This window comes from Nitrospinota bacterium (assembly GCA_027619975.1).
GTDB lineage: Bacteria > Nitrospinota > Nitrospinia > Nitrospinales > VA-1 > JADFGI01.
Window position 1 is genome coordinate 1 of record JAQCGX010000053.1, and the last position, 11,493, is coordinate 11,493.

The following is an 11,493-nucleotide window of genomic DNA, read 5'->3' on the forward strand; positions in this document are numbered from 1 at the left end:
TCAATATCAAATATGCATGGCCATTTAATTTGAATAAGGTGGCGGGAATGATGAAAGAACAGATAGAAGCGGTCCAAGTGTAAAATTTTAAAAGGAGAACCCAGGGAATAGCCTGGGGGCTTTCCAGTAGATGGGCTTCTGTACGCTGGATACCTGGGTTCTCCGCTTGCAATACTAACATTCTTGATAGAGGCCATCATGAACAGTTTCCCGATAGTCGATATGACAGGAGTATTTTTACTGGCACTGATAACGGGCGGAATGTTCTTTTTCGCGGCGATCATGACTCCCCTGGTATTCACCAAACTCCCGCCGGAGATTTCCGGGCCATTCATTCGGCAGGCCTTTCCGATATACAGTATGGCCATGTCAGGGATGACCCTGGCGGCGGCCTTCTTGCTATGGAGCTACCCAGAGGCGATTCATCTGGTGATCGTGTTTGTTCTTTTTATATGGGCATGGTTGTGGCTGATGCCGAGAATCAATCGATATCGCGATGATCAGTTGCACGGCAACATAAAAGCCGGAAAAACTTTCAACCTTTTACACCGATTGAGTGTGGGAATCAACCTGGCGCAAATGGTGATGGTTGGCTTTGTCCTGGTTCGAGTCGTTATTCAAGTCTGATTAATTGCGAAAACTTTAGAAATTCAACTTAAATAAATCATGTCTATTAAACCTAAATCTCGCTTTGATTTTTATTTTGCTGGCTTTGTTCTTTTGATTTTTTTTGCAAGCAGTTGCTCAAGCGTGCCTAGGAAATCATCACCAGAGCTACAAGTCGTTCCCTATGTGGATGTGGAGCGCTATCTTGGCAAATGGTATGAAATCGCCCGCTACCCGCATTACTTTCAGGATGGATGCTTTAACTCGACCGCTTTCTATAAAAAGTTGGATGATGGCAACATCAAAGTCATCAACCAATGTCGGAAAGGCAGTCCGCAAGGTGAAATAGAAGAAGCTATCGGCAAAGCCACTATCGCGGATAAAGAAACCAACTCCAAACTAAAAGTTCAGTTTTTCTGGCCTTTTTCAGGAAACTACTGGATCATTGACCTGGATAAGGATTATCAGTATGCCGTGGTCAGCGAACCCAACAGGCAATACCTTTGGATCCTGAGTCGTTCGCCCCAAATGGCCCAAAATACTATTGACATGTTGAAAGAGAAAATCAGAGGGAAAGGTTTTGATCTAGCCTATCTGGAAATCACATCGGAATAAATTTCATGAATATATTTGTTCTTGATGAAAACCCTGAAACGTGCGCTCGGTATCCTTGTGACAAACATAAGGTTCTGTTAGGAGAAATGGCCAAGATTCTTCTGGCAAGCCAAAATGTCTCAGCAGAAAAAATTATTAAAGCAGGTTTCTAGTATTCATATCCAGAATTAAACTCGGCACTAAAAGAGATCACAGATCAAAATTACTACCTTTTAGAAATGGAGCAATGGATTCCCCAACCTTTGGACAAAACCTTTTTATTTTTTGATGTTCTAGGTTTTGTTCTCTGATAAAGAAATGAGAAAACACATGACTAAACTTATCGTAAAGCTTGTTTTATTAACCGTTTTAATGGGATGCAGTACAACACCGTCCAGTGAGGATGTATCACCTTCTGAAATAAAGTTTGAAAAGGATAGTAGTTTTTGCGATGCCTACACCGAATCTTCCGTAATAACGCATCCCAATTATATCAAATGCATGAAAGACCAAGGGTGGAATCTTCAAGAATAAAAATCTTTAAAAAACGATTACGCCAAATATTAAGGGCTCACTATCAGCCAAATGTAGAGCGTTAAAGTAGAAAACTTAAGAGATGCTTTCTGTTAACCTTTGCTTTAAAAGGAGGTTGTCGTTAACAAAAAAGTGTCAATTAAAAAGATCGCCAAAGATACTTACAGAATTCACAAAAAAACAAATTGGAAGAATATGAAACTTTAAGAAAAAATCGGGCGTAACGATCAACCGGTATTACACACAATTTTTTTATATATTTCCTGACCAGCGACGGGTATCGTGAAAAGAGGAAATGATCTACAACCCCACGGGTGGGAATGGAGGCTATAAGAACTCTCTTCCTTAATGATGGTCGGAGTTCCAATAAATTTCCTTATCACTTGCGAAATGGCTAGGAGCGGGCTATGCACATTTTAAACATGATTCCTTAGCATCAGTTCCTTGGGATAGGGATTCAGATATACCTGGTCGAGAAGATAAGTGATATCGTACTTTTTTACATAATGCTTTATCAAGGTGAGAGGAACAATGAGGGGTACCAGCTCTTTTCTATAGTCTTCCAAGGTTGATAAGATATCCTGCTTTTCTTCTTTTAACAGATCCTTTTTCAAAAACCCCAGCATATGCTGAAGCACATCGGTATTTTTTTTCGGAGTAGATTTCAGGGTCAATCCTTCCATGAATATTTTGCTGTAACGGGTTTTCATTTCTGCTGGTCGAAATTTCTTGGCCTCGGCCACCAGGCCTCCCAGGGTGTCATAATGTTTTCTGCTGTGGGATAAAAGTAAAAACTTATGTTGGGTGTGAAAGTTTACCAGCGCCCCTCTCGAATACCCTTCTTGAAATAATTTTTGCAGGCGGTGATAACTGAACACACGGACGATAAAGTTTTCCCGGATTTTGAAGTCATTCAATCGTCCCTCTTCCTCCACAGGAATCAAAGGAAATTTTTTCATGAATGTACTGGCAAATAATCCTTGTGCCATAGAATTGGCCTTATTCCCTGATTCGGTATATAGAGATACGCGTTCGATGCCGCAGGAAGGCGATCCTTTCTTGAAAATAAAACCGCTCAAGTCATGGGAAGAAAGTTCTCGAACCTTGCCGGCGCTGAATCGGATCATCTTTTGCGTCCAGTCGGTTCCTGTTTTCGTCCCAACCATTCTTGGAGAATCCTTGTCTCCCGCTAAATGGACCGTTTCACGCGGCACCCCCATTCCGATCTCAACTTCAGGGCATACAGGGACATAGTCAAAAAACTTGCCCAATATTTCCTTGGCATATAAGTTTTGCTTGTGGTCACCGTTCCAGCGGACTTTTTCGCCCAGCAGGCAACTGCTGATTCCTATCCAAAGCTTGCCCATAAAACGATCCTTTGCAGTAATATAATTTTTGAAAATTTGAAGCCTCTAGCTTCTTAATCAAAACTAAAATAATTATCAGGATGTCAGCTCAGTTAATAGTTTCTCCAAAATTTCCAGGTCATTCACGATTTTAATATTTGCTTTTTCGAAAGCCGACTCCACGCCCCTTATTCCCTGTCCCCCAACCCAAACCGGGCTTTTATTGGTCGAATTTTGATGGGATAACTCCGTAAAGAAAACTCTAGCCTTACTTTCGCTGATGTCCGAGGTGAAGGATAATATGACGACATCTGGTTTTGTCAGGGAACTAAAATGAATTAAGTTTGCCAAAGGTAAATTAGCACCAAGAAAAATCACCCGACACTTTCGAGTTGCGCAAAAATAGGCAAGAACCTGGGCCCCTATTTCATGAAGTTCCCAGGGAGGGCAGACAATTAAAACCTTCGGTCCATGTTGCTCAATACCAATCATATTCATGGCGGTAAAAAGTTTTTGTTTTACCTGCGCCGTAACATAGTGCTCAATCGAAATATCCAGCTTACCCTCAAACCAGAGCTCCCCCACCCGGATTTGTAAGGGGACGAGAATCCTCGTAAAGACCTCATCAAAAGGCAATAAGACCATTAAGTCATTAAGTCTTTTTTCAAAAGCCAATGGGTCCAGCGGCAATAAATATTTTTCCAGTTCCATCAAAATTTGATCCCTGGGCAATGATTCCGGCTCTTCTTCCCTCCTCTCCCTCACACGCGCCAGGATTTCATCTTTTCCCAAAGAGGCCAGCTCCCCAATGGAGTGCCCCTGTTTGATTTCCTCAACCAAAAACTTCAATAAATCAATATCTTGCTCTTTATAGAGCCGGTAGCGGTTTGGGCCCCTTTCAGGGGACAGCAACCTGTACCGTTTTTCCCACACCCGACAGTTGACAAACTATATACGAGAACGTAAAACTATCAACACAAAATTAAACAAACATTACACGGGAAAGGTGAGGGGAATGAGAATTCTGACAACAAAAAATGAATTATTTTCGGAGACAAAAAAATGAAACACAAAAATGTAAACCAAAAAATCGGCATGTTGTTCATGGCATTTCTTTTACTCACACAGGCTTCCTTTGCCTTTGCGGACTATGGAGCTCCCATTTCGTATAGGGCCGTGGACATCGTAAGACCTGCAAATAATTCCAGCGTCACCAGCCCCTTCAAAGTATGCATGGAGCCTTTTGCAGTTTGGGTGGAACCTGCAAAAAATGGGGTCAACGAGAATAAAGGTCATCACCATTTACTGATTGATGTGGATTTACCGTCGGATTTGACCAAGCCCATCGGAAAAGACGCAAATCATATTCATATGGGTGATGGATCTTCCTGTAAAGAATTAACCCTCTCCCCAGGCAAACACACCATCACCACGTTGTTCGCTCAAGGAAACCATGTGCCTTTAAACCCACCACTAAGCGCCACTATTACTGTGACCGTGAAATAGTTGGTTGAGAAAATAAAAACCTAAAATTAAGGACAATCAAAAATGCAAGCAAAACAAGTTTTGAAAACAGCTGCCGGAGCATTGGCCGTGATGACAATGATTGGGGCTTCGACCTCCTGGGCGGTGGAATCGCCTGAAGACATGGTCATGATACCAGCAGGACACTTCCTCATGGGTGTGGATAAAGAAGTGAATCCAAAAACAGAAAAAATGTCTAAAGCGCAACAACTCAAATACCGTGTTTCCCGTGAAGCCTTCCATGACGAAGGACCCGCCCGCACTGTCATCCTGGATGCTTTCTACCTCGACAAGTATGAAGTTTCCAACCAGCATTATAGTGAATTCATTAAAGCTATGGGACATCCCGCACCGGCCTATTGGGACGATCACAAGCGAAACAAGCCCGAACAGCCGGTCAGCGGTGTCAACTACAATGACGCCAACGCTTATTGTGGATGGGCCAACAAACGTCTTCCGACAGAAGCTGAATGGGAAAAAGCTGCCCGTGGCCCTGAAGGATACAAGTATCCGTGGGGCAACGAACTTGATCCAAGCAAGGCGAACTTTGGCCGAAAGCAGGAGTTCACCGCTAATGTAGATGCCTACCCGGAAGGCAAAAGCCCTTATGGAGTATTCAATATGGCGGGAAATGTTTTTGAATGGGTACAGGATTGGTACGATCCCAATTTTTATAAATCAAAAATCACCAGGGAAACCGTTAATCCAACGGGCCCAAAGGAAGGCGCCTGGCTTAGTGGTACCGGAACCTACGTGGACCGGATTGCTGTGGGTAAAAAACGGGTCATCCGTGGAGGTTCCTGGTATGCCCCGGCGGAAAGTGTGACCAACACGCATCGGTTTTGGAACGACCCCATGAACAACAGTTACGGTGTTGGCCTCGGATTTCGATGTGCACGTTCCGTGGAAGATGATTCTATCCTCCAGGCGCGAATTTTCTACATGGATGCTCTAATCAATTTGGGGGCAGAAAAATATCCCAGGGCAATGAAGTCCATTGAAAAGGCGTTGAGCCAGGATGCAACGAACCCGGAGTACCTGCAACTGAAGGAAATGATTCAGAAGCAGGTTAAGTAGCTAAACTATTACTTTAGTTTAATTAAAGAGGAGAGGATTAATCCTCTCCTCTTCATTCAGCTAAGTTGCTTTATGAAAAAAACAGGAGAAGTTTTCGATGAAAGATCCTTTTCATAATCCAAATAAATCAGCCCTAACGGGATATTTATTTCTCTGGGCAGCTTTATTTCTCAGTATTCCGGTTTCGGGGTTCGGCGAAGATTTTAATAAAGAAAACTCCGTCAGCAAGACAGCCGAGGCTCGTATGGCTGTGGAGCGGGCTTGGGAAACCTACCATCATGGAGCATTGGGTGGAACCCTGGCATCTCCCGCGATCCAGACTGAATTAGAAATGAACCTTCATCAATCCCGCGCCCTTCTTGCGGAAGCTTACGATGCGGAAGAAAGAGGGGATATGAAAGCCGCCGACAAAGTAATCCATCAAATCATGCAAATTACCCACAGAGTCATTACCGAAAGTCAGGGGCCAAAAAAATGAATGCTTTAAAAAAAGGTTTTAATTGGGCCTTTCTGATTTGCTTGGTTTCGGCGTCATTCAATCTACAAGCTCCGGTTTTTGCCAATTCCAATGAGCCAGCGAACCGGGATCCCGTTAAAATGATAAAAATTCCGGCGGGCGAGTTTTTGATGGGCAGCAAACAGGGAGAAGGCAGACCCGATGAAAGATCCCAGCGAAAAGTATTTCTAGACACCTATGCAATCGATGCTTATGAAGTAACCAACGAACGTTATTTAGTTTTCATCCATACCACCGGGCGTAAAGAACCAATCAATCCTTATGGAGACAAATTATTATCAGAAGAATCAGACGTTGGCAATTTACCCGTGGTTCAGGTGACTTGGTATGACGCAGTGGATTATTGCCGCTGGGCGGGAAAACGCCTGCCCACGGAGGCGGAGTGGGAAAAAGCGGCGCGGGGAGAACAGGGGTTTACCTTTCCATGGGGCTCTGAGCCTCCCTCACAAAAGGCAGTTAATTTTCAAAGAAATTGGGAGGGAACCCAGACCCTTTGGCAAGTTGGGTTAAAACCGGATACATCCTCACCCTATGGAGTGCAAGACATGGCCGGAAACGTTCGCGAATGGGTGAGCGACTGGTATGCCTCAGATTATTACGCAACGGCTCCCAACAAAAATCCGCTAGGTCCGGAAACGGGAATTTTGAAAGTAATCAAAGGCGGTTCATGGCACAGCTTTAAAGCGGATGTGCGACCGGCTTCCAGAGGTAAAGGCGGATTCGCGCTTAAGACTGATGGCATTGGGTTTCGTTGTGTCAGGTCGATTAAATTACTTAAAACAAATCCTACTTCAGGAGGAACTCATGAAGAGCCATTCAACTAAATATATAATCAAAGTTGTTTTTTCTTTTCTCTTAACGATCTTCATCGGCACTTGCCTGCCCATTGCCGCGGTAGCAGAATCCTCCGCACCCCAAAATATGGTCCTTATCAACCCCGGTGGTTTTATACGCGGCATCGACAAAACTCCTGCCAGCGACGAAAGCAAAGAACCATCCCCGGACAAAGAAACCAAATATGAAGTTTCAAAAGATGCCTTTGACGATGAAGGTCCGGCGCAAATGATTTATCTAAGTGCCTATTACATCGATAAGTATGAGATTTCCAATGCTCATTACACCGAGTTCATCAAAGCCACAGATTATCCGGCTCCAGCCTATTGGGATCACCGTCAATTAAACCAACCCAACCAACCGGTTACGGGAGTGAATTGGTACGACGCTAACGCCTATTGCCACTGGGCAAACAAAAGATTGCCGACGGAGGCGGAATGGGAAAAAGCCGCGCGTGGGCCTGGGGGTTCAATATATCCCTGGGGCAATGAACTGGATTACAGCAAGGCGAATTTTGCCAAAGGTAAAACGGGTCAGAAGCACATTACGGCACCAATAGATTCTCACCCGGAAGGGAAAAGTTATTACGGTGTCTATAACATGGCAGGCAATGTTTTCGAATGGGTTCAGGACTGGTATGACCCGAACTATTACAAAACTTCGAAGGATATTAGCAACCCAGCAGGACCCCAAATAGGGGGTGAACCGGGTATCACTGGAACCTACCCAGATGGGCTTGCCGCCGGGAAAAAGAAAGTCATCCGGGGCGGGTCGTGGTTCGCTCCGCAACAAAGCATCACCACCACGCACCGTTTCTGGAATGATCCGATGAACAATTCTTATGGGGTTGGATTGGGTTTTCGATGTGCGCGCGACGTGGAAAGCGATTCTCAAATGCAAGCCCGTTCATTTTATATGCTCGCACTCATTCACTTGGGGAATGAAAAATATAAAGAAGCATTAGCATCTATTAACAAAGCCCTGGAGACCAGTCCCGACAACAAAGAATATCAGGCACTCAAGGTTATGATCGAAGAACAGGGCAACATCTAGATTACGAATGGCTCTTTTGATTGCGGAAATGGGGGGGGGGAATGAAAAATTTAATTATTATTTTGCTCTCTTTGCTTTTAAGCGTATTGCTAACATCCTGCGCGGTTGAACCTCGAAAAACGGTTCCTGAAATATACAGAGCCGGGCAAGATTATTATCATCAGGCTTGCGCCAACTGCCATGGACCCGATGGATTGGGAGGAAGGGGACCGAAATTGATTCAAGAGAAATTTTCGTCCACGAACTTTTCCAATATTAAGCTTGCCAAGACTATTCTGAATGGATCAGATTCTGGCGCCATGCCTTCCCAAAAAGGAAAAGTATCGGAGAAAGAGATTCAGGAGATCATTAAATATCTTAGATACTCGCAAAAAATATCCGGCATATCCTGATAACACAATGATATTTGGAGAAATAGATGTTCTACATAAAACTATTTAGAATTTTATCCTTTATTATAATTTTTCTCTTCTTCGCCTTATCTTTTCACTTAACAAATATTGCTTGGGCTAAAGAGTGTCCTCAAAAAAGAAAAACAATTACAGCTCCCAAGGAATTTCTGGAAAAGGTAAACCCGCTTCGAAAAGAACCGCGTTTTGTTAAAGAAGGGAAAGTTCTCGCTCATATTAAAGCAAAACCTCTGGCTTGCAAGCAATGCCATGGCATGAATGGAGATGGACTGGGAGCCATGGCTCCTAATATGAGCCCCAAACCTAGAAACTTCACATGTAAACCAACGATGGATCAAGTTTCGGATGGCCAGTTGTTTTGGATCATTAAAAACGGTTCCAAGGCAACTTCCATGCCGCCTTACTCACATCTATCGGACCAAACAATCTGGCAACTCATTCATTATATACGGTCCTTATCAGAAGAACCTGTTTGATACTCATTTACAAAATAAATAGCCCTTAATACTGTAAATATTTATTTTGATCGATTAAGTAAATTCAAAGAAGTTTATCAAACGCAGGCAAAGCCATGAACAAGTTATGGATATTCTCAGTGTTTATTGTGCTCACGGAATTGGGGATGGCTGGATGTCAGCCAGAAACAAATTTTCGGGCTTACAAGGATCAAAAAAATAAAGGGGAACAGATCTTTCTAAAAGACATGCAAGCTTGTCAGGATATTGCTAATCAAAGTAGTAAACGTAGTGAAGGAAGCGAAGGTGCTGGTGAGCGATTAAACCGAAAGCATTCCTTATATCAAATCTGCATGGAAAGCAAAAATTGGACTTTAAAAAAATGAAAACAAAAAACGAAGCCAATCATTTTAGAACCTATTCATGTATGGCCATACTTTTAGGCCTTTTGCTGCTGATGGTTGGTGCCGCATGGGCGGAACAGGAAGCACCGCTAGAACTTCCAAAAGTAGAAGGCTCTAAGAGCTATGACCTGGAGATCGATCAAATCAATAGACAGGGCATCAAGCTTTATGAACAAAGCGATTTCAAGACAGCAATTGACCGATTCAAAAAGGCTTTGAATTTGGCACAGCAATTAAGGGATCCGAGCCAGGGAATTTTATTTTACAACCTTGCTCTGGGCCTTCATCAAGCTGGGCAACACGAAGATGCCACCAAACGGTTTTATTCGGCTCGTCGATTTGCCCGAGGCAACAAAATGATTTTGAATTCGGAGTTATTGAAAAATCATGAATGTGGACTCAACCCAAGTGTGCCCTGTGATAAAAAGGTGCCGCTTCCATTGAATATCGAGGGGTCAAATTAATCTTCCCGTTGTAACAAGTAAATTTTTATTGATACTTTGCCAAAACATAAATTTTGTTTCCAGATAGTTAATTGTAATTAAGGAGATCAACGTGATTAGTATAGCAAGTGCTATTTATGCTATTAAAGCTTTAGTGGCCGGGTCGATCTTTTTCGTTTGGGTTGTCAGATACCAGAACATCATTGAAGAGTTCAAGGTATATGAATTGCCTGAATGGTTAAGAGATCTTGTGGGGATATTCAAATTATCATTTGCTTTAATGCTATATAGCAATGACCCAATTGTTATTCTTTTAGGTGCGTCTGGAATAACGGTGTTAATGGTTGCAGCTGTGTTTACTCATTTGAGGATAAAAAATTCTTTTTATAAAATGCTGCCTTCTATAAGTTTGACAATTTTCAGTTCAGTAATTTTTTTATATACCTTTCAAAGCCAATGACTAAACTAAGTTATCGGTTTATCAATTTGTTGCGATAGCGAAGAATATGTGCCATGCGATTGTGGTCAATACATCCTAAGTATCTTGATACAAAGGGGATTGTTGCCCTTTGGAGAGAGGGGCTACTCGCTCAGAAGGTTTTGAAGGGGGAAACACAGGGTTACAAAAATCATCCCCAACTCAACCGGTTTAAAAAAACAGCTGATCCAATTGCTGCAATTAACGAATACTTGCATCACATTTACAAGGAATCATTGAAACGCAACTATAAATTTGATTCAAAGAAAATTAATACTCCCAGGTCCAGAATCAAGATTGATGTTAATTCAGGACAAATAGAGTTTGAGAGACAGCATTTACTAGGAAAGTTGAAATCCCGTGATCCATCACTGTACTTAAAATATCGAATACTAACTCAACTGGATGTTCATCCTTTTTTTAATGTTGTGATAGGAGAAATCGCTGATTGGGAAATCACGAATTAGGACTGTTCAGATAGTAAATTCTTAGCAGCTATTTGCCGAAAAGCGACTTAGATACCGATTCTCTTCTTCATGTTTGGTATGACCGTATGCACATACACCTGATTCATGAAAACTCAGCTTCAGAATTCCTGCAATTTTTCTGATCGACTGGAAAGCATTATTTTTTTGGCCCAGCCCCTCCAGATGCTGGGCCGGAGTCAATCTGGATATCCTACAGCAAATCTGGTTTGTAAGGGTTCAAACATAATTCATTTCCTGAAACGAAATCGCTTTTAACCCTTAAGAATATTACGAGTTATTACCATAAGTAGATTAGCACTAACACACCATTGTTAGTGATCAAGCATAGCGGCGATGGAAGACGAACTTAGTCAATTCAATATTTTTCATTTTTGGACTACCCCGGTCTTCTCTTTTTCCCAATAGCCAGGACAATAGACGCGGGAAACTGAACTTGGAACCTGAAACTCGGAACTTAGAACTTAGGACTTTAGACTTGGGACGAGGAGACCCGAATCGCTGGATAGGAGCATGTTTTCTAATTAAGAGAATATCTTTATATTCATTGTCTCGACTACCGAAGCTGAATGCTCCTCTGAAAGGTGAGCGTACCTCTTGACCATCTCCAGCGATTTATGGCCCAACACATCCGCTATCTCAATCAAAGACGCCCCACTCATGGCTAGTGTCCCGTGCGGTTAATGGGCTTAGTTAATTTCTTGTTTTTTTTTGCCCTTGATACAGATTGCAA

General features: G+C 42.7%; 17 protein-coding genes and 1 pseudogene. 14 read left to right on the forward strand and 4 right to left on the reverse strand.

Annotated features, from left to right (window positions below):
* Positions 1–181: hypothetical protein (locus O3C58_13435; protein ID MDA0692855.1), on the reverse strand; the 181-nt coding region annotated here is incomplete at its 3' end.
* A gap of 17 nt (positions 182–198) precedes the next feature.
* Here O3C58_13435 and O3C58_13440 point away from each other — a divergent pair.
* The 3 genes from O3C58_13440 (at position 199) to O3C58_13450 (ending at position 1,373) form a co-directional block, all read left to right on the forward strand.
* Positions 199–627 carry a DUF4149 domain-containing protein gene (locus O3C58_13440; protein ID MDA0692856.1) on the forward strand — a complete coding sequence of 143 codons (429 nt, stop codon included), beginning with the start codon at positions 199–201 and terminating at the stop codon, positions 625–627.
* 123 nt (positions 628–750) lie between these two features.
* Positions 751–1,221 carry a lipocalin family protein gene (locus tag O3C58_13445; GenBank protein MDA0692857.1) on the forward strand — a complete coding sequence of 157 codons (471 nt, stop codon included), beginning with the start codon at positions 751–753 and terminating at the stop codon, positions 1,219–1,221.
* A gap of 5 nt (positions 1,222–1,226) precedes the next feature.
* The gene (locus tag O3C58_13450) at positions 1,227–1,373 is read left to right on the forward strand and encodes a DUF1731 domain-containing protein (GenBank protein ID MDA0692858.1); all 147 of its coding nucleotides are present in this window, start codon (positions 1,227–1,229) and stop codon (positions 1,371–1,373) included.
* A 777-nt stretch (positions 1,374–2,150) separates the two neighbouring features.
* Here the strand turns inward: O3C58_13450 and O3C58_13455 are convergent.
* Both O3C58_13455 and O3C58_13460 read right to left on the reverse strand, forming a co-directional pair.
* The gene (locus O3C58_13455) at positions 2,151–3,101 is read right to left on the reverse strand and encodes a DUF523 and DUF1722 domain-containing protein (protein MDA0692859.1); all 951 of its coding nucleotides are present in this window, start codon (positions 3,099–3,101) and stop codon (positions 2,151–2,153) included.
* 75 nt (positions 3,102–3,176) lie between these two features.
* Positions 3,177–3,791, reverse strand: a complete 615-nt coding sequence (locus O3C58_13460; protein ID MDA0692860.1) for a hypothetical protein — start codon at positions 3,789–3,791, stop codon at positions 3,177–3,179.
* A gap of 351 nt (positions 3,792–4,142) precedes the next feature.
* Here O3C58_13460 and O3C58_13465 point away from each other — a divergent pair, with 351 nt between their 5' ends.
* The 11 genes from O3C58_13465 (at position 4,143) to O3C58_13515 (ending at position 10,742) form a co-directional block, all read left to right on the forward strand.
* The gene (locus tag O3C58_13465; protein ID MDA0692861.1) at positions 4,143–4,586 is read left to right on the forward strand and encodes a DUF4399 domain-containing protein; all 444 of its coding nucleotides are present in this window, start codon (positions 4,143–4,145) and stop codon (positions 4,584–4,586) included.
* A gap of 42 nt (positions 4,587–4,628) precedes the next feature.
* Complete coding sequence (locus tag O3C58_13470) at positions 4,629–5,681, forward strand: formylglycine-generating enzyme family protein (protein MDA0692862.1); 1,053 nt, start codon at positions 4,629–4,631, stop codon at positions 5,679–5,681.
* Between the two features lie 97 nt (positions 5,682–5,778).
* Positions 5,779–6,159 carry a hypothetical protein gene (locus O3C58_13475; GenBank protein MDA0692863.1) on the forward strand — a complete coding sequence of 127 codons (381 nt, stop codon included), beginning with the start codon at positions 5,779–5,781 and terminating at the stop codon, positions 6,157–6,159.
* A gap of 119 nt (positions 6,160–6,278) precedes the next feature.
* A complete protein-coding gene (locus tag O3C58_13480) occupies positions 6,279–7,022 on the forward strand; it encodes an SUMF1/EgtB/PvdO family nonheme iron enzyme (protein ID MDA0692864.1) in 744 nt (247 codons plus the stop codon).
* A complete protein-coding gene (locus tag O3C58_13485) occupies positions 7,003–8,085 on the forward strand; it encodes an SUMF1/EgtB/PvdO family nonheme iron enzyme (protein MDA0692865.1) in 1,083 nt (360 codons plus the stop codon). The genes O3C58_13480 and O3C58_13485 overlap by 20 nt, the downstream gene beginning before the upstream one ends.
* 41 nt (positions 8,086–8,126) lie before the next feature.
* Positions 8,127–8,477 (forward strand): cytochrome c, encoded by a 351-nt coding sequence (locus O3C58_13490; protein MDA0692866.1) that lies wholly within the window; start codon positions 8,127–8,129, stop codon positions 8,475–8,477.
* 26 nt (positions 8,478–8,503) lie between these two features.
* Positions 8,504–8,971, forward strand: coding sequence for a cytochrome c (locus O3C58_13495; protein MDA0692867.1), 468 nt, complete (start codon positions 8,504–8,506; stop codon positions 8,969–8,971).
* Between the two features lie 95 nt (positions 8,972–9,066).
* Entirely contained in the window at positions 9,067–9,336 is a 270-nt protein-coding gene (locus tag O3C58_13500) for a hypothetical protein (protein ID MDA0692868.1), read from the forward strand.
* Positions 9,318–9,818, forward strand: coding sequence for a tetratricopeptide repeat protein (locus O3C58_13505; GenBank protein ID MDA0692869.1), 501 nt, complete (start codon positions 9,318–9,320; stop codon positions 9,816–9,818). Before O3C58_13500 ends, O3C58_13505 begins: the two co-directional genes overlap by 19 nt.
* A gap of 91 nt (positions 9,819–9,909) precedes the next feature.
* A complete protein-coding gene (locus tag O3C58_13510; GenBank protein ID MDA0692870.1) occupies positions 9,910–10,257 on the forward strand; it encodes a DoxX family protein in 348 nt (115 codons plus the stop codon).
* A gap of 53 nt (positions 10,258–10,310) precedes the next feature.
* Positions 10,311–10,742 carry a pyrimidine dimer DNA glycosylase/endonuclease V gene (locus O3C58_13515; protein ID MDA0692871.1) on the forward strand — a complete coding sequence of 144 codons (432 nt, stop codon included), beginning with the start codon at positions 10,311–10,313 and terminating at the stop codon, positions 10,740–10,742.
* 542 nt (positions 10,743–11,284) lie between these two features.
* Here the strand turns inward: O3C58_13515 and O3C58_13520 are convergent.
* Positions 11,285–11,428: pseudogene (locus O3C58_13520) on the reverse strand (site-specific integrase).
* Positions 11,429–11,493 lie beyond the last annotated feature (65 nt).